Raw genomic sequence first — 17,927 nt, 5'->3', positions numbered from 1 at the left:
AAGGGCGCCGGGGATGCTCGGCGCCAGCAGCGAGGCTTTGCCGCCTGAACCACAAGATAAGGAGAAGAAACATGAGTGTTCGTGATTTGATTCCCTGGGGCCGGAGCAATGGCAATCAGGTTCCGGGTCTTCCGCGCGATGACGACCGTGATCCCTTCCTGTCGCTGCATCGCGAGGTAAACCGCCTGTTCGACGATGTCTTCCGCGGCTTCGGCTCCGGGTTGCCGTCGTTTGCGGGCCCCTCTGGCCTCAGTTCCGGCTGGCCGAGCGTCGAGATCTCCGACACTGACAAGGAGATCAGGATTACGGCGGAAGTACCCGGCCTCGAAGAGAAGGACATCGAGGTCCTGCTGAATGACGGCGTGCTAACCTTGAAGGGTGAGAAGCGCTCGGAGGCAGAAGACAAGGATCGCCAGTTCACTGAGCGCTACTACGGTCGTTTCGAGCGCCGCATTCCGCTCGGCGTCGAAGTCAAGGAAGACGAGGTCGATGCACGCTTCCGAAACGGTGTACTGACCGTAACCTTGCCCAAGGACGAGAAGGCGCAATCACAGGTCAAGCGCATCGCGATCAGACATTGAGAAAAAAGTCGGAGGAAGCCCTCCGGCTTTTTTTCTGCGTCAGTCTGTTAGAAACGAAGGAAGAACCATGTCTGCGTTCGTAAGGCTCATCAGGCCATTGATCATCGTCTTTACCGTCTCCCTGCTCATTGGCGGCTTTCCCGCGCAGGCGCAGTTCGTTCCCGGGATCGGCGGCAGCGTGCCGACGCTTGCTCCGATGCTGGAGAAGGTAACGCCGGCAGTCGTCAACATCTCGGTTGTCTCACAGGCGCCCGAAGAGGATAACCCGCTGTACAGTGACCCCTATTTTCGACGCTACTTCAACCTTCCGGATAAGCCTCAGGCGGAACCTCGTCTGAGCGCCGGATCGGGGGTTATTGTCGATGCGACGCGGGGCTACGTGTTGACGAACCACCATGTCGTCGCCACTGCCCGTAAGATCCTCGTGACGCTCAAGGATGGAAGGCGGCTGGATGCAAAGCTTGTCGGCTCCGACAAGGGTACCGATATCGCAGTGCTCCAGATACCGGCTCGCAATCTGACAGCGTTGCCTTTTGGGGATTCAGACGCATTGCGCGTCGGCGATTATGTAGTGGCGATCGGCAATCCGTTCGGCCTCGGGCAGACTGTTACATCGGGCATCGTCAGCGCGCTTGGCCGAAGCGGTCTCAACCGCGAAGGTTATGAGGATTTTATCCAGACGGACGCTTCAATCAATCCAGGCAACTCGGGTGGCGCATTGGTAACATTTGACGGAAGGCTTGCGGGGATCAACTCAGCGATCCTCAGCCCGGCTGGCGGCAACATCGGTATCGGCTTTGCCGTACCGAGCAAGATCGCCCGAGCTGTCATGGCGCAGCTTGTCGAGCATGGCGAAGTGAAACGGGGGAGGCTCGGCGTCGCAATCCAAGATCTTGATCCAGACATCGCGGCTTCACTTGGCCTGGGTGATGTTCGAGGCGCACTAATTGCAGCAGTCGAGGCTGGATCACCGGCCGCCGCGGCTGGCCTAAAACCGGGCGACGTCGTCGCAGCCGTTAACGGTCGGCCTGTGCAAGGAGCGGCGGATCTTCGCAACTTTATCGGCCTAGCAGCAGCAGGCACCCAGATCCAGCTTACTGTGAAGACTCCCAGTTCAGAGAAGACAGTCAAAGCACGCGTTGCGGGATCGTGATGGAAAGTTGCAGCTCGGGCGACGACCGAGGAGGATGCAGGCATCGGCGCTCGGACGGGCTGGAGGAGCTTTCTGTCGCTGCCGTCCTTCGCGTCGCCTCCATCAGAGAGTTACCGCTGAAAGAGCGCCCAGGGTGGTGGGCGTCTCCCCTTGTTATCGCGTTCAAGGGGCTGAAGTTCGCATCTCCAACCTTTTGTTTCTTTTAGGGCGTGATGTGTCTGCAGTCGGATTGAACGAAACCATGTGTGCGGGAATAGCGCATATGATCGAGCGCGGGCTTTGGGACGACTCCATCCTGGGACCGCCGTCCGAGTGGCCCGCTTGTCTGAAGTCCGCCGTGGACATCATGCTTCCTTCGCATGCCCAGATCGTCATGTTCTGGGGGGACCAGTATGTGGCTCTTTATAACGACGCTTACGCGCCGACGATCGGCCTTAGGCATCCGCGTGCATTCGGACGACCGGCAAGGGAAAACTGGAGCGAGCTTTGGGATGACCTCCAGCCTTTGTTAGATCGCGTCCTTCATGCTGGCGAAACCGTTTCCGCCAAGGATCGACCATTCTACATCGAGCGCCATGGACATCCGGAGACCGTTTACTTCGATATTTCCTATTCGCCGATCAACGACGAAACCGGTCGCGTCCGCGGCGTCTTTTGTATCGTCAGCGAAACCACAGAAAGGGTTCGTTCGCAGCAAGCGCTCAGGGAAAGCGAGGAACGTCTGCGCGCGTTATTTTCGCAATCCGCTGCGGGTATCGGGCAGACCAACCTCGATGGCCGGATGACCCTCGTCAACCAGCGCTTCTGCGAGATGCTCGGTTACCACAGAGAGGAGCTTGCGGGCATCCTGTTCCAGGATTTGACGTTTCCGGACGACCGCCCGGAGGCCGAGCGGCTTTTCCGAAACCTTGTCGAAACGGGCGAACCCTTCGACATGGAAAAGCGATGCTTGCGGAAGGACGGAAGTATCGTATGGACGTCGGTCTCGGTCTCGGCCCTTAAAGATGACAATGGATCAATACTGCAGGTTGGTTTTATCGCCATTGATATCTCGGCAAGGAAGAGCGCCCAGGAAGCGGAACGTCTGCTTGCATCCATCATCGCTTCTTCGAATGATGCCATCCTCGGGATCGATCTGAACATGACGATCACCAGCTGGAATGCAGCCGCCGAAAGGCTTTACGGATACTCGTGCGACGAGGCCGTGGGAAAGTCGGTTCTGATGCTCGTCCCGGAGGAACGTCGCGACGAGGAGCCGGAAATTATTCGGAAGGTTAGCGCGGGAAAAGTCGTGGAGCCTTACGAGACGCAGCGTCGAAGGAAGGATGGCCGCCTGGCGACGTACATCTCAGCGTTTCCCCGATTTACGATAGTACTGGAAAAACGGTCGGCGCTTCCAAGATGTCCCAGGACATCACGGCCCGAAAGGAGGCCGAACGTCTGCAGGCAGTGCTGACCAGCGAGCTCAGTCACCGCGTCAAGAATGCGTTCTCCACTGTCATTGCTATTGCTAGACAGACCCTGGATCAGGAGGGAACAGGTCGAGACCAGGTGAATGCCTTCCAGGATCGCCTTATTTCGATGGCGAAGGCGCACGATTTGTTTACGCATCGGGACTGGCAGCGTGCTGATCTGAGAGAATTGGTCATTCAAGTGCTGGAGCCCTATCCGCCTGAACGCTTCGAGATCGAGGGCTGCGCTGTGCTATTGCCTCAGAAGGCTGTCGTTTCGTTCTCTCTCGCCATCCACGAACTTGCGACAAACGCCGCGAAATATGGTGCGTTGTCCGTCGTTCAAGGGAAAGTCGCGATATCGTGGAGCTTCGAGGAGCCGGTCGGGAGGCTGCGGTTCAAATGGATCGAACGGGACGGCCCGACGGTACAACCGCCGACGCGGAAGGGATTCGGCTCGCGTTGGTTGAGAGGCTTCTGGCAGCCGAGCTAAACGGCCGCTCGACGATCAGCTATGATCCCACCGGCGTCAAGTGCGAGATCGAGGCGGTCCTGGATCCGGGCGGGGAACTGGTAAGGCTAGGGCCGGACCGGCGATAGCCGAGCAATGTTCGCGCTCGACTCATTCACGACGTCGCCCACCTTGCTTCAAAAGCTCCAGTTTTATGCATCGGCGCTTGCTGTGCAAATCCTTGAAGGAGCGACTTCCCGTCCTACTTTTTCGTGCGTTTCCATGGCCGGATTAGCAGTCGGAAAATGACCGCTGTCTCCCAGGGACGAGCGGGAACTCGAAGAACCGCCGTGCATTACGTCGATGACTAGAAATCACCAGGTCACCATGCAGGAAAAAGACCAAAAACGAGCAGAAGCGCAAGATGCCGGGGAACGCCTGGTTGCCCGACATGTTCGCGAAGACCCCTTTGCCGCGGCCTTCAAAGCCACCCGGATGCCGATGATCGTCACGGATCCGAACCAGGCAGACAATCCCATCATATTCTGCAATGCCGCCTTTGAGAAACTGACCGGCTACTCAAGTAGCGAGGCAGTCGGTCGCAACTGCCGCTTCCTGCAAGGTCCCGAAACCAACCCAGCAACGGTGGCAGGATTCGGGCGGCGGTCAGCGCCGGTTCGGATATCGCCATCGACATCTTGAACTACAAGAAGGATGGCGAGCCGTTCTGGAATGCTTTGTTCCTATCTCCGGTGCGCGACCAAACCGATAAGATCGTTTACTTCTTCGCGTCCCAGCTCGACTTCACCAATGTAAGATCCCGAGAGGCCGATCTTGCGGCGGCACGGCATCGTGCCGAAGAGGAAGTCGCCGCCAACACTGAGAAACTCGAGACGGCGCTGAAAGCACGATCGCTGCTCGTCCACGAGGTCGATCACCGCGTCAAGAACAACCTGTTGACCATGGCCTCGATCGTAAAACTCCAGACCCGCATCACCAGGGATGAAGGCCAGAAACGCGCTTTGAGGTCCGTGCTCAACCGCGTGGAGGCGTTAAGCACGGTTCAAAGGAAGTTGTTCACGCTAGAGGACGTCTCGCGGTTCGATGTCGCGGACTTCACGAAAGAACTCGTCACCGATCTGGTCGAAGCCGTTGGGCGCGAGGATATCCGACTGACGCTCGATCTATATCCGCTCTACGTACCGGCCGTGAAGGCGACCCCGCTGGCGCTGATCGTCAACGAGCTTGTCGGCGACGCCGTCCGGCGCGGCTTGAGCGACGGCGGGGGCGATATCCACGTGGTGGTGAAGCGATTGAACGGCCATTTCCTCATCAGAGTGGAGGACACCTCCATACCGGTCGAAGTCGATGAAGACGTGGCCGAGATCGGCCGTATTCTTCTTGAAACCTCCGCCAAGCAGGTTGACGCTAAAATCGAGAAGCGGATCGAAGGGCATCGCACGACCGTCGATGTCACACTGATGGTCGACGCACAGGAGAGCGCGCATTGAAGGTGATGATTGTCGAGGACGAGATGCTGCTCGCCATGGAGCTCGAAAGCGAGGTCGAGATGGCCGGTCACGAGGTGGTTGGGACCGCGATGAACCGCGAACAAGCGAGTGGCCTCGTAAAAGGGCACCGCCCGGATTTTGCTTTCGTCGATATTCATCTGCAGGACGGTCCAACAGGCATCGACGTCGGCCGCGATCTGGCAGCGAAAGACATTCCATACGTATTCGTCAGCGGTAACATCAAGAAAATCCCACCGGACTTCGCAGGCGCCCTCGGCGCCATTGAAAAGCCCTACACAACGAACGGCATGAAGAACGCGCTCGCTTATATCTCGGCAATCCTGGTGGGTGAAGAAGATATCGCTCCGCCCGCAAGCCTTGTTCTCGCCGAAGACGTTCAGCCCCGGGTGTACTCCAGGCAACTATAACCTCGAGTAGCCTGGGCAGTCGTCAGGCGAACGGTGGGCGAGCTGTTTATGAACCGTGGGCAGAGTTTTAACTGGCTTTGCCTGTGTCCGCACCATCGAAAGCTCAAGCGATCGACGATGGCAATAAACCGGGTGGCTTTCGGGAACGAGGGGTAACAATATGTTTGCACGTTGCTCGAAACTGAAACGCGAAGAAGAGTTGCTCTTGATGGGATCGGAAACGGCGACACACATATTCGATTAGCTCACGAACCGCCTAAGGTGCTGACAAATCTCAGCTTTTGAGGCGTAACGCCAATTTATGGAACTATGATGCCAATGTACTTTCGGCGGCGGCCCCAGTCTTCAAACCGGCTGAAGGCAACGCGAAAGGGTCTTCCTCAATTATCTTCTGCCTGTTTTGATAACGACCTGCCTTCCTGCGGCGCGACGGACTGGTCGCCGGGGTACGCAGTTGGCAGCCTAACGGCTTCGACGGGCTAAGACCGCATGACAGATGACCACGGTGACGTGGAACTCTTCATCGTAGGCGCTCAGAAGCCGTGAGAATCCGCTGGGTGGAGCGGCGGCATCGCTTAGCAGTCCTCAACAGGAATGCCACCGGCTGCGACAATCGCCTCCCCGGTATCGACATCGGTTAGCGCCGCAGTTCCTATCTCGACCTCAATCACCTGCAGCCCCGATGTTCTGATCAGGTCACGGGCACCGATATCGCCCCTCAAGCGGAGAACGCTGTCGTTAAGGGACCGTGGCAAGATTACCGGGTTGCCTCGCATACCCTCAGAAGCGGCGCAAACGATTGCGGCGCCGTCCGCGACTTGGAACGCGTCAATCAGCTGATTCAGATTGTCTGTAGAAATGCCTGGCATATCGGCAAGGAAGATCAGAACACCATCGGCGCCGTCGGCTACAGCAGCAGCAAATCCGGCCGCCAGTGAACTCGACATGCCCGCTCCGTAGTCTGGATTGACGATAATATGCAGGGGCAGGCCGGTGAGAACGTCGCGGATATCGTCTTGCCGATGGCCGACGACGACGACGATGGAAAGGGCGGTACTGGCCTTGGCGACCAAAGCCGAGCGACGCACGAGCGGCATCCTGTCAAACATAGCCAAAAGCTTGTGCCCGCCATTCGAGCCGATGCGCGTTGCCAAGCCAGCCGCCAGCACGACGATTGATACCTTCGGCTCTGCTCCCATCTATTTCCCGATCCCACCAGCGCCGCAGCGTCCTCCGTCGACAAGCTCCAAGTTGCGAGGTCGCGAATGTGCAGCGGCTTTTACATCGGCAGCAATGCGTCTTCGAAACAACGCCTTGCAGCAGCTTAGCGTCCAGGCAAGCTATTTTCCATCTGCGTCATCGTCAGAGGGTGAGCCCCTCCGTAGGCGCTACGCAGGCATCGTCTGGCGGCTGCTCGTGCGAAGCGCTTTGATGACCTGAGCAAGGATCGCTACGGAGATCTCAGCTGGATTGGATGCGCCGATGTCGAGCCCGATCGGCGCGTGGATCGTTGAAAGCGCATCGGCACCGAAGCCGTGTGCAGCAAGGCGGCTTGTCCGCGCTGCGTGGGTCTTTCGGCTGCCGAGCGCGCCGATATAGAAGCAGCCGGTGCGCAATGCCTCGGCCAGGGGAAAATCATCGATCTTGGGATCGTGGGTGAGTGCGACTAAGGCGGTATAGCGGTCGAGTGGATCCGCCATCAATGCATCAACGGGCCAATCGGTGCACATCTGCACATCGGGAAAGCGATCACGCGTCGCAAAGGCTGTGCGCGGATCGATGATGCGCACATCGAAGCCGGCCAACCTTGCCATCGGCGTCAGATACTGGCTGATATGGACGGCGCCGATGACGGCGATGCGCGGGGCAGGTATGTAGACATTGAGGAAGCCGCTGGCATCTATCGTGTCGAAAGCCATCGAGCGGCCAGACCGAAAGGCGCCTTCGACGAGCGCGGCAAATGGCGGCTCGACCGGATCCCCTTCCAGGAAGATATGCTCTTCTCCCCGAAAATCTGTCAGCAGCACGACGGCGAGACGTTTCCGGCGCGCGGCATTCAAACGCTGCAGGCTGTCGCGGAGCATCAGCCGAGCCTCTCGACAAAGACACGGATGCGCCCGCCGCACGACAGCCCGACGCGCCAGGCGGTCTCGTCCGCAACGCCGAATTCCAGCATCTGCGCCTTGCCGGCGGCAATCACCTCGGCAGCGGCGGCAACCACCGCACCCTCGACGCAGCCACCGGAAACCGAACCCTCGAAGTTGCCATCACCATCGACCACCAGCTGACTGCCAACCGGACGCGGCGCCGAACCCCACGTCTCGATCACCGTCGCAATCGCAACGGCTCGGCCCGCTTCCATCCAGTGCTCGGCCGTCAGCAGCGGGTCGGTCAGGTTCGTCTGGATGGTCATTCCTGCGGGCCTCAATCTAGTGTTGGTTTAGTTCTGAAAAGACTTCGGCAATATCCGCCTCTTTGACACAGTCTCCGACATACCAGCTCAAAGTGTCGTAGAAGCCGAGAAAGGAGCCCTTTGTCTTGGCAAGAAGGGCCATGGCTTCGGCAGCGGAGATCGAAAGCCTGCTGACGAAGAAACGAACGAGAGCGGCCTCGGCGTTCGGGTGGGCAAAGACAAGCGCTGTCGGAGAATTGGCCGAAATCGTCGGCAGGGCCGCAGCCTCCGACCTGCATGGCAAGGTGATCGACAAGCGGATATCTCTGGAGGATGCAGCCGCTTCGATTACAAAAGCCTCAGCGTCAAGAACCCAAGCCGAACGCGACGTGTCGAAATACTGGAAATCGCGCTGCGCCAGCCCAAGCGTTACCGTCTTCGCTTCTCCTGGCGCCAGATGAAGCTTGGTGAAGCACTTAAGCTCACGGACGGGTCGTTTGAGACCCGGCTTAATCGGCCGGACATAGAGTTGCACGATTTCCTTACCGGCAACCGTACCTGTGTTGCGGATGGTAAGGGCGGCGGTGCAGCCGGCGCCGGGCGTGATCTCCTGCGTATCGAGCCTGAGATCCTCATAGGCGAACGTGGTGTAGCTGAGCCCATGTCCGAACGGAAAGGCTGGCGTCATCGCCTTCAGATCGTAGAACCGGTAACCAACGAAAATGCCCTCGCTATAGACATGCCGGCCATGCTCGCCCGGATAGGTGTGCCAGCCCGGAATATCCTGCATGCGAACCGGCATGCTGGCGGAGAGCTTGCCGCACGGGTTCTGCTCGCCAAACAGGATGCGGGCCAGTGCTTCGCCACCTCCCTGCCCGGCATAGAAACTGGCCAGGACGGCGTCGACATTTCCGATCCATGGCATCTCGACCGTGTCTGGCATCGAGAGCACGACGACGAGCTTGCGACCTGTCGCCGCCAACGCCGTGATGAGTGCATCGTGGCTGGCGGCGAGTTTCAGTGTGTCGCGGTCGTTGCCCTCGCCGTGACGGCTCTTCTCGTTTTCCGCAAACACGACAACTACATCGGCACGCTCCGCGGCTTCGACGATCACCTCGATCGACGCCGTCACGTCGGGCTGCGCGACCGGCGAGAAGGGCAGATGCCGGACCTTCAGGCTGTCTCCTGCCCGCGCAGCGATCCGAACGAATGGACTGTCGACGCGATAGGGATTGGTAGTCGCCGAACCGGAGCCCTGGATTACAGGGGTGACGGCGCCGTCGCCGACAATGAGAAGCTCACCCGCCCGGTCGGGATCGAGCGGCAGCGCCTGGTCTTGGTTGCGCAGCAGCACGATCGATTCCGCCGCTATGTCGCGCGCCAGCGCATGATGCGCCTCGAGACCCGCCGGCGTGCCGCGCCGCTCGCCCAACTTGCACTTGCGCACGAACGCCAGAACTCTCGCGCAGGCGGCATCGATCACCTCGGGCGCCACGTCGCCGGCGTTGATCGATGCATGGAGACGCGCCTTGCGGGGCTTGCTTTCCGGCATGTCCAGTTCGGTGCCGGCATCGAGTGCTGCGCCACGATCCTTGATCGCATGCCAATCGGACACGACAAGCCCGTCAAAGCCCCATTCCTCGCGCAGCACCGTGCGCAGCAGCCAATGATGTTCGGCGGCCTGGATGCCGTTCAGCGGATTATAAGCGCTCATCACGGTCCACGGCGCGCTCTTTTCGATGGCCCGCTCGAAGCCTGCCAAGTATACTTCGCGCAGGGCGCGCTCATCGACATCGGAACTGGTGGTGGTTCGCTCGATTTCGGAATTGTTGCAGGCGAAATGCTTGAGCGACGCCCCGACGCCGTTATCCTGCAATCCGCAGATGACGGCTGATGCCATGTCGCCGCTAATAACAGGATCCTCGGAGTAATACTCGTAGGCCCGCCCGGCCAGCGGCGTGCGCCTTATGTTGATGCCGGGGCCTAAAAGCAGATGAACCCCGAAATCCTGGCACTCCGCCGCCAGCGCAGCGCCCATGCGATAGGCAAGATCAATATCCCAGGAACAGCCCAGCAGATTGCCGTTGGGAAAGCACGTGGCTGGACGGGTGGCACCGAACATGCCGCCCGATCCGTCGCCCTGTTGCCCGACGAGATCGAGGAACGCCCGCAGACTGTCTTCGTCGTTGTCGCCGGCGTCGATCTGGGTGGTCGAATAGCGCACCCCATAGGCCCCATCGGTCATGACGATCGAAGGAACATCGAGCCTGCTGATCGATGCCGTCTTCCACAGGCCACGCCCGCTCAGGAGTTCGACCTTTTCGGTCACCGTCATCTGATCGACAAGCGTTCGAATGTCGGCGTCGCTCGGCTGGAACATGATTGGTCTCCGGTACTGCGGATCAGGCGTGTGTCAACAGATCTTCTGAAGGAGTTCCATCAGCATCATCCGCTCGGCAAGCGTCAGCGTGCTCAGCGTTTCCTGCGAGATCTGCAGTGCGACCGACAGGTTGCGGTCCACTGTCGCCTCGCCTTCCGGCGTCAACGTCAGCACCAGCCGGCGCGCGTCGGTGGCGTCGGGTGCGGTGTGCACCAGCCCACGTTTTACCAGACGGTCGACGACGCCCTTGATGGTCGCCATATCCATGGCGGTCTCGCGGCCGAGATTGCCCTGTGAACAGGGCTGCAGGTCCTTCAGCCTGACGAGCGCCGCCCATTGGGTGGTGGTCAGCTTCTCCGCCATCAGGCTCGCAAAGATCGCCACGTGCCGCTGGTTGGCCTGGCGCAGATAGAAGCCGATCTGCTCGCCAAGCGCATACTGTGCCTGCTGGCCGGGCGCCTCGGTCGCTGCGGTCTTTTGTCGGCCGCCTTTTTCTTTGAACGGAACGTCCATAGGATCTCTCAAATCTGCCTGTTCGTCGTGGTGACCGGCAATGGCGCTGCCGAATTTACTCTCGCCATAATTTCAGAATGGCTTCTGTCGTTAGAATTTCAATCTGCTCCGAAAGCCTTGGCGCCAGGATCTCGATGACCATGGCGTGCGCCTTCAAGTCGCCGCTTGCCAGTGCGTCCTCGGCGAGGATGACCCGGTAGCCGGCGTCGACCGCATCAAGAACGCTGGCGTAGACGCAGACGTCGGTCTCGACGCCCGAGAAAATCAGCGTGTCGGTTGCCGATCCTTGCAAGCGCGCAGTAAACCCGGGCGAGCCAAAGACCGAGTAGGTCTTTTTGTCGACGATGGAGCCTGGAGCGGCTATCGCTGTAAGCGGCGCGACCAGATCCAGCATGGCGATATCGAGCTCATCCAGCGTCACCGATGACCAGCGACGATAGTAGGTCTTCCAGCGGCCCATTGCACCTTCGGCATTTTGGGGCACCATGAAGCGAGCAAAGACAGTCTCAGCGGGCCGCGCTTTGCTGAGCGCCACCACATTGGGCAGGATGCCTTCGATCGCTGGCGTATACCACGCCGTTTGCTCAGCGAAGAGGCGTTGCATGTCGATGACGACATGCAGCGCATTCCTGGAGAGTGGCGCGGGTGCCATCATCAGTCGGCCACCGGGACGGTGTGTTCCGCGGCCCAGGTCAGGGTGATGGTGTCGCCATCGCTCAGGACTTTGCCATCACGATTCTGTGCAAGCAGCTTCAGCGGCAGACCATCTGCGGTTTCCAGCAGATAGGACAGCACGGGACCTGCATAGATGACGGTGGTGATGCGCGCCGTCAGGCTGTTGCCATCCGTCGGACCCGATGCGATCGACATCTTCTCGGGACGTACGGCGAGCGTGACGTTCGAGCCGCTTGATGGCAACGTCCCGGTGCTCTGAATTACCGTCCCATCGGCGAGACGCACAGCGCCGTTCTCCACGGTGCCGGTGAGGAAGTTGGAGTCGCCGAGGAATTCGGCGGCAAAGCGCGTCAGCGGTCGCTCATAGACGGTTTCCGGCTCGCCGATCTGGACGATGCGGCCCTTGTCGAGGATCGCTACGTTATCGGACAGCGTCAGCGCCTCTTCCTGGTCGTGGGTGACGAAGATCGTCGTCAGGCCGCTTTCGCGCTGGATGCGCAGCAGTTCGACCTGCATTTCCTGGCGCAGGCGCCGATCGAGCGCCGACAGCGGCTCGTCGAGGAGCAGCACGCTCGGCTTGATGACCATGGCGCGGGCCAGCGCAACGCGCTGCTGCTGGCCCCCGGACAGCTGCTTGGGCATGCGATCGGCAAATCCAGGCAGATGCACCATTTCCAGCGCGCGGTCGACTTCCTTGCGGGCGGCAGCACCCTTGATGCCCCGGCGTTCGAGACCGAAGGCGACGTTCTGGGCAATCGTCATATGCGGGAACAGCGCGTAGGACTGGAACATCATGCCGATGTTACGGCCCCAGACCGGAATGTCGGTGACATCATTGTTGCCGATCGTGACGACGCCCTGGTCGGGCTTGATAAAGCCCGCGATGATGCGCAGCAGTGTGGTCTTGCCGGAGCCGGATGGGCCGAGAAGGCTGGTGAAAGAGCCTTCAGGGAACTCGGTGGTGATATCGGACAGGACCGGTGTGGTGCCGTAGGTCTTGGCGACGGAATTGACTTTAACGTTTGTCACTTGTGTCTCCGGGCTTGGCGAAGCGCGCAAAAATCAGGATGATCGTCATCGAGCCGAGCAGAAGCACGGTGGAGATCGCGTTGATTTCAGGGGTGAAGCCCTTGCGGATCGAGGAGTAGATCTGCACCGGCAGGGTGGTGTATCCGGGCGTTGCGAGGAAGTAGGAAATCACGAACTGGTCGAGCGACACGGCGAAGGCGAAGAGCGCAGCGCCAAGGATGCTCGGATAAAGCAGCGGTAGCGTCACCGAGAAGAAGGCGTGAACCGGTGTCGAACCAAGGCTCATCGCGGCTTCTTCAAGGTCGGCACGGATTGTCTTGAAGCCCGTGCCGACGACCAGAACAACGTAGGGGATGGCAAGCGCGACGTGACCGATCAAAAGGGCATGCATGCCGCGCCCGATACCGGTCCAATAGAAGAAGATCAGCATGGCCGTGCCGGTGATCAGCCAGGGAATGGCAATCGGCGGCAGCAGCATCAGTTGCAGGAGACTTCTGCCGCGAAAGGTCCGGCGCGACAGCGCAACGGACGCCATGGTACCCAAAGCCGTCGCCAGAACCGCGGTGATACTCGCGATCACCAGACTGTTCAGACCCGCCGTCAGAAGGATGCTGTTGTCCCAGAGCGCGTCGTACCATTGCAGCGAGAAATGGAATGGCAGTTCGTAAAGTGGCGAAGCGTTGAATCCCATCGCCATCATCACGAGAATGGGTGTGTAGAGGAAGATGAGGATGGCGATGAGATAGATTGGACCGAGCGTTTTCATGATCCCTTCCTCAAGCGGCCGTTCCGCGGCGCAGGACACCGGAGAAGGTTGCGAAAATTGCGAGCACGACAGCCAGCAGCGTAAAGGACAACGATGCACCCAAGGGCCAGTTGAAGGCCTGGGTGAACTGATCCTCGATCACCGTTCCCATGGTCACGCCGACACGACCGCCCAGAATGCGCGGTTCCATGAATGAACCGATGACCGGAATGAAGATCAAAACGGCGCCGGAGATCAGTCCGGGAGCCGCAAGCGGCATCAAGATCTTGAACAGGATGGTCCACCAGCGCGCGCCGAGGCTTGAAGCAGCCTCAATGATCGCGTCGTCGATGGCCACCAGCGCTATGTAGCAGGTCAGGATCATGTACGGCAGGTAGCCGTGAACAAGACCAACCACTACGGCATAGCGCGTGTAGAGAAAGCCGATGGAACCCGCGTCCGGAGCAATCATATGCAGCAGACTGTCGAGAAAGCCGTTTTCGCGCAGGACCATGGTCCACGAAAAGACGCGCACAAGACCGTTGGTCCAGAATGGCAGGAGAATGAGGATCAACAACATCTCGCGCGTCTTGCCGAAGGTCGAGCGGACCAGCGCCACGGCCGCCAGGAAACCAAGCACGGCGCAGGACAGCGTCGTCCAGAAGCCGATCAGCAGCGACGTAATGCCGATCCCGACCAGATAGGGTTGATCGATAAACGCGCGGTACTGCTTCAGCGTAAAGACGATCGGGGTCTTGCCCATCGGTGTCGCCGACATGAAGCTGAACACGAACATGGTCAGCAGCGGCAGAAAGACGGCAAGTGTCAGCCACCCATAGGTCGGCAGCAGCAGCGCCGTCGTCGAAACCCATGGCGGGAGCGGGCGCCGGCTGCGCGGACCCGAAGGTCCGCGCTCTGACGCTGATGTCAGACGATCATTCTGCATAGAAGGCTTTCACTTCCTGCCAGATATTGTTGAAGGCTTCGCGCCGGTCGTCGGGAATGCCCGAGACAAAGGACGTCGTCTTCAAATATTCGGTCTTGTGTACCAGGCGGGTGAGATCGTCGGCAGGAAGTGCTGAAAGGGCTGCCGAATTTGAAGAAGCAGGGGCCCCAATCTTGGTTGCCCATTCGACATAGAATGTCGGATCGATCATCCAGTTGACGAAGGCAAGAGCACCTTCTGGATTCGGAGCCGATGTCGGAACACCGAGACCATCGACCCAACCGACGCCGCCTTCCTTAGGCACTACGAACTGAACCGGGAGTTTGGAAACGCGCTTGGATCGCACCGAGCCGCCCGACCAGAACAGCGACAGGTCGAATTCCTTGGCGGCGAACGACTTGTTCCACTGATCTTCCGTCGACCACAGCAACTTGACGTTCGGCTTGATCGATTTCAGCGCGGCCGTAACAGCAGCCAGATCCTTGGGATCGTTGATGTCCTGCCCGCTCATCAGCGCGCCAACGCCGACATTGATGATGGCGTCGTCGTCCATGGCAACGCGGCCCTTATAGGCCGGGTCGGCGAGCACCGCGTAACTGTCGGGAACGGTCATGCCTTCACGGATGGCAAGCGAGGTCATGCCCCAGACCCACGGAACGGCGTAACCCTTGCCATCCTTGCTGAAGTTCGGGTTGGCGCGCAGGGTCTCGTCGACTGTTGACGCGTTTGGAACCTTGCTGAAATCGATCGGCTGCAGCAGGTCTTCGGCAACCGCCTGGGCGCAGCGCGCGGCGTTGAGGATAACAAGATCGTAGGCGCCCGGATTCGTGCGCATCTTGGTCAGCATTTCCGATTCCGAGCTGTAGTAGTCATGGACGACTTTGATGCCCGTCTTTTCGGTGAAAGCCTTCAGCGACCAGGCTTCGTCGGTGCCGTAGCCCTGCCAGTTGAGGACCGTGATGGATCCGGCCGAAAAGGCTTTGCGCGGCAAGGTGGAGATGCTGACGCCAGCAATCAGTGCTGCGGACATCAACTTCATTGTGTTGCGTCTGGTGAGTTCAGTCATTGTGGCACCCCTCTTGAAGATACACAGTTATGGACCATCATGACCCGCGGTCATCGACCTCAACGGATCGGCTAGCTTGAAAACAAACAACGTGCCAAAGCACGCTTAATCGTTTGCATGCATACTAAAAGCAGATGAGCATTGTACGTGAAGCACTGACGTCTCGGCGAAATGAAGCGCGCGCCACGACGCAGCGGCACACCACTTCTCGAAGAAGAGCACATCACTTCATTGAGCGGCCGGCATGAATCCAAGGATCTCCTGCAAGCTGTTCGTTCAACCCTCTGACTTTAGCATCAGTCTTTTATTTTATTTGTATACAAACTATCGGTTAGGAATCGAGACCTGTCAAGCACTGCCTTGCTTTAGTGAGCGCTTGACGATGAAAAATAGACGTCCAGCCGGCGATCCTCAGCGTGTCCAGCAATCATGACACGTATTCCGTCGCCGCCCGACACATAGTTGATGTCCTGCCCGTTGATACGGGCGGCAAGAACATCGCCCAATGCCAAGCCTGGCAACTCGATGAAACCAGCCTCGGAGACCGGAGCAATCGTGCAGGCCACCCGCCCGGCGGCGAAGACGATGCGCGACAGCGTAGTGTGCAGATCTGTCTTCAGCGCTGCGTGACCGTTCAATGTCATCACCAGGGTCCCGGACTTGACGACCAGCTCGAGCGTTCCCGACGGCGAGACCATAGGTCCGAGCACCACATCCCGGCCGGCATGGCGCACCGTCCATCCGGTCCACGGATCGAAGTCAACGATCTCACTGGCAGCCATCAGCGGCAGCATGGCGGCCCAGATGTAGAACGGATCGGTATCGCCCTGATCCATTGCTTCGCCGGTCACCGCGTTGTAATTTTCGGCGGCGATGCGATCGTAACGCCAGTTCTTCATGAACAGGTCGTAGCTCTGGCTTGCCAGCTTGCTCGCCTTCGCCACGAAACCGTAGCGCCGCAGGCCAAGCCAGACCATATAGTTGACGTTCGGCCAGATGCGGCCGCGCCAATAGACGTTGTCGGCGAAGGCCGGATCGTCTCGCGTTGCGTTCGGCAGCACGAAATCGCCGCCGAAGGTCGTCTCATCGCTCAGATGCTCGAGCAGACGCGCCGCCTGCGCCGGCGTCGCGGCGCCGCACAGCAGCGGGTAGAAGCTGGTCGGCGACAGCGAGCGCACGAAACCGCCGCGCCGCTGGCGATTGGCGAAGATGCCGCGGCTCTCATCCCAGAGCGTCTGCGAGATCAGCGTCCGCTGACGTTCGGCCAAGGCGGCGAATTCGCGGGCATCGTCATCCTTGCCGAGCACGGCGGCCATTTTCGCGAGCATCTCGGCATCGAGAGCGGCCGCGCAGTTGAGGCCGAGATCGAAGGTCGACAGCGTCCGGGTGACGGGATCGTAGATCGCCTCGTCATGGGTCGCGGAATTGTCCATGCCGGTCTCGTTGCGCGCGGCAAAGGCCGTCCCCTTGTAGAGGCCCTCGCCCACATCGGAGGTGCCGCAGGACAGCAGGCCCAAACCGTCCGGATCACGGTTGTCCTGCCACCAGCGCCGATTGCGCACCAGCGCCTCGTAACTTGCCTGGATCATCGACCGCTCGCCCGTCCGCTGGTAGAGCTGCCAGACGACCAGCGCGCCGAACGGCAGTTGGCTGCGATCGACCCATGCATCGTTGGAGGTGACGATGCAGGCGATATTGCCCTGCGGCGTCGCACCCGCCATTGCCGTTGCCATGTTTTCGCGCGCCAGATCGGCGTCGAACACGCCCGCAAGAAGGGCGGCGAAAATCTGGTCGTTGAACCATACGGCGAATTTCCCGAGGTTCCAGATGCGGGTGACCGCGGTGTAGGAACGCGCGTTGGTTTCGTCCCAGATGGTGTTCCAGGCAACGACGTCACGCATCGCGTCGAGCGCGCCCTCGAACACACCGGTCTGCGCATTGGCGATCTCTGCCGGCGCGCCGGCGGCAAGGCAGGCCTGCGCCTTGGCAATCGCTAGCTCCGCGCTGTCGGCGACGGCTGCAGCATAGGCCCCCTTGCGCATCATCTCGAGATTGAAGCGCAAGGCGATCACCGGTGCCTCGTTCTGGCGGGTGGCGGTGTAGAAGTAGCCGTTTTCCTCGAAGTCCGCCCGCAGCGCGTCAATCGTGTCGTGACCGGTCACGTGCACCGGCGCCTCGGCTGTCGCGACCGCCACGAATCGCGTGCCAACCTTCAACAGCGTGATGTTGCGGCCCGTATCATGGATCGCCACTTCGCCGCCCTCGGACGAGATCGCCAGCGTCAACCAGAAGCGCAGCCCCCACTCGGCCGATACCTTGCCGTTCCAGCTGCCGCGTATGGCGAAGGGGTCTGTCTTCGTCGTCGAAAAGGCGACCGTCGTACCGCTGTGGTCGGTCTCCAGCTCGATCAGCGAGCCGTCGATGGCGTGACGGCCAAGGCGAACCATATCGCGCCGCGGCTCGATCGCGGAGGTCGTCTTGCTGCGGGTCGAATAGAGAACCGGTGTGATCCGCACGCCGAGCGGCAGGAAGACCATTTCGGCCGGCCGGTTGGACCAGCTATTCCAGGCACGCATCAGGGGTATCGTCGAATGTTGTAGCATGGG

Annotated in this window: 16 protein-coding genes and 1 pseudogene; 6 read left to right on the top strand and 11 right to left on the bottom strand. The window is 59.9% G+C overall.

Going from position 1 to position 17,927, the window contains the following annotated elements:
- The first annotated feature begins 71 nt into the window (after nucleotides 1–71).
- The 6 genes and pseudogenes from OIU37_RS21860 (at nucleotide 72) to OIU37_RS21835 (ending at nucleotide 5,575) form a co-directional block, all read left to right on the top strand.
- On the top strand, nucleotides 72–581 hold the full coding sequence (locus OIU37_RS21860) for an Hsp20/alpha crystallin family protein (protein WP_180697335.1): 510 nt from the start codon (nucleotides 72–74) through the stop codon (nucleotides 579–581).
- 67 nt (nucleotides 582–648) lie between these two features.
- The gene (locus OIU37_RS21855; protein ID WP_180697336.1) at nucleotides 649–1,734 is read left to right on the top strand and encodes a Do family serine endopeptidase; all 1,086 of its coding nucleotides are present in this window, start codon (nucleotides 649–651) and stop codon (nucleotides 1,732–1,734) included.
- A 262-nt stretch (nucleotides 1,735–1,996) separates the two neighbouring features.
- Nucleotides 1,997–3,190, top strand: coding sequence for a PAS domain S-box protein (locus tag OIU37_RS21850; protein WP_319004752.1), 1,194 nt, complete (start codon nucleotides 1,997–1,999; stop codon nucleotides 3,188–3,190).
- Nucleotides 3,136–3,678, top strand: a complete 543-nt coding sequence (locus OIU37_RS21845; RefSeq protein WP_319004751.1) for a sensor histidine kinase — start codon at nucleotides 3,136–3,138, stop codon at nucleotides 3,676–3,678. The genes OIU37_RS21850 and OIU37_RS21845 overlap by 55 nt, the downstream gene beginning before the upstream one ends.
- 345 nt (nucleotides 3,679–4,023) lie before the next feature.
- Nucleotides 4,024–5,147 (top strand): annotated as a pseudogene (locus OIU37_RS21840) (PAS domain-containing protein).
- On the top strand, nucleotides 5,144–5,575 hold the full coding sequence (locus OIU37_RS21835; protein ID WP_264258658.1) for a response regulator: 432 nt from the start codon (nucleotides 5,144–5,146) through the stop codon (nucleotides 5,573–5,575). The pseudogene OIU37_RS21840 and the gene OIU37_RS21835 overlap by 4 nt, the downstream one beginning before the upstream one ends.
- Before the next feature lie 575 nt (nucleotides 5,576–6,150).
- Here the strand turns inward: OIU37_RS21835 and OIU37_RS21830 are convergent.
- The 11 genes from OIU37_RS21830 to OIU37_RS21780 all read right to left on the bottom strand — a co-directional run bounded on the left by OIU37_RS21830 (nucleotide 6,151) and on the right by OIU37_RS21780 (nucleotide 17,924).
- Complete coding sequence (locus OIU37_RS21830; RefSeq protein WP_171603529.1) at nucleotides 6,151–6,774, bottom strand: NTP transferase domain-containing protein; 624 nt, start codon at nucleotides 6,772–6,774, stop codon at nucleotides 6,151–6,153.
- Between the two features lie 189 nt (nucleotides 6,775–6,963).
- Nucleotides 6,964–7,659, bottom strand: a complete 696-nt coding sequence (locus OIU37_RS21825) for an XdhC family protein (RefSeq protein ID WP_171603528.1) — start codon at nucleotides 7,657–7,659, stop codon at nucleotides 6,964–6,966.
- On the bottom strand, nucleotides 7,659–7,988 hold the full coding sequence (locus OIU37_RS21820) for an XdhC family protein (protein WP_171603527.1): 330 nt from the start codon (nucleotides 7,986–7,988) through the stop codon (nucleotides 7,659–7,661). The genes OIU37_RS21825 and OIU37_RS21820 overlap by 1 nt, the downstream gene beginning before the upstream one ends.
- Nucleotides 7,989–8,004: 16 nt before the next feature.
- Nucleotides 8,005–10,347, bottom strand: coding sequence for a glycoside hydrolase family 3 C-terminal domain-containing protein (locus OIU37_RS21815; protein ID WP_171603526.1), 2,343 nt, complete (start codon nucleotides 10,345–10,347; stop codon nucleotides 8,005–8,007).
- A 33-nt stretch (nucleotides 10,348–10,380) separates the two neighbouring features.
- Nucleotides 10,381–10,860: a MarR family winged helix-turn-helix transcriptional regulator gene (locus tag OIU37_RS21810; RefSeq protein ID WP_171603525.1), complete on the bottom strand. Its 480-nt coding sequence runs from the start codon at nucleotides 10,858–10,860 to the stop codon at nucleotides 10,381–10,383.
- A gap of 55 nt (nucleotides 10,861–10,915) precedes the next feature.
- Nucleotides 10,916–11,515: a cysteine hydrolase family protein gene (locus OIU37_RS21805; RefSeq protein ID WP_171603524.1), complete on the bottom strand. Its 600-nt coding sequence runs from the start codon at nucleotides 11,513–11,515 to the stop codon at nucleotides 10,916–10,918.
- Nucleotides 11,515–12,564, bottom strand: coding sequence for an ABC transporter ATP-binding protein (locus OIU37_RS21800; RefSeq protein ID WP_180697339.1), 1,050 nt, complete (start codon nucleotides 12,562–12,564; stop codon nucleotides 11,515–11,517). The genes OIU37_RS21805 and OIU37_RS21800 overlap by 1 nt, the downstream gene beginning before the upstream one ends.
- Complete coding sequence (locus tag OIU37_RS21795; RefSeq protein ID WP_003554934.1) at nucleotides 12,551–13,330, bottom strand: ABC transporter permease; 780 nt, start codon at nucleotides 13,328–13,330, stop codon at nucleotides 12,551–12,553. Before OIU37_RS21795 ends, OIU37_RS21800 begins: the two co-directional genes overlap by 14 nt.
- 10 nt (nucleotides 13,331–13,340) lie before the next feature.
- Nucleotides 13,341–14,255 (bottom strand): ABC transporter permease, encoded by a 915-nt coding sequence (locus OIU37_RS21790; protein ID WP_171603522.1) that lies wholly within the window; start codon nucleotides 14,253–14,255, stop codon nucleotides 13,341–13,343.
- Complete coding sequence (locus tag OIU37_RS21785) at nucleotides 14,245–15,321, bottom strand: PotD/PotF family extracellular solute-binding protein (RefSeq protein WP_171603521.1); 1,077 nt, start codon at nucleotides 15,319–15,321, stop codon at nucleotides 14,245–14,247. Before OIU37_RS21785 ends, OIU37_RS21790 begins: the two co-directional genes overlap by 11 nt.
- A gap of 365 nt (nucleotides 15,322–15,686) precedes the next feature.
- Nucleotides 15,687–17,924, bottom strand: a complete 2,238-nt coding sequence (locus tag OIU37_RS21780) for a trehalase family glycosidase (RefSeq protein WP_171603520.1) — start codon at nucleotides 17,922–17,924, stop codon at nucleotides 15,687–15,689.
- Nucleotides 17,925–17,927: the final 3 nt, after the last annotated feature.

This window comes from Rhizobium sp. BT-226, from assembly GCF_025847085.2.
Classification (GTDB): Bacteria; Pseudomonadota; Alphaproteobacteria; order Rhizobiales; family Rhizobiaceae; genus Rhizobium; species Rhizobium sophorae.
This window is presented reverse-complemented; position numbering and strand designations above follow the sequence as displayed.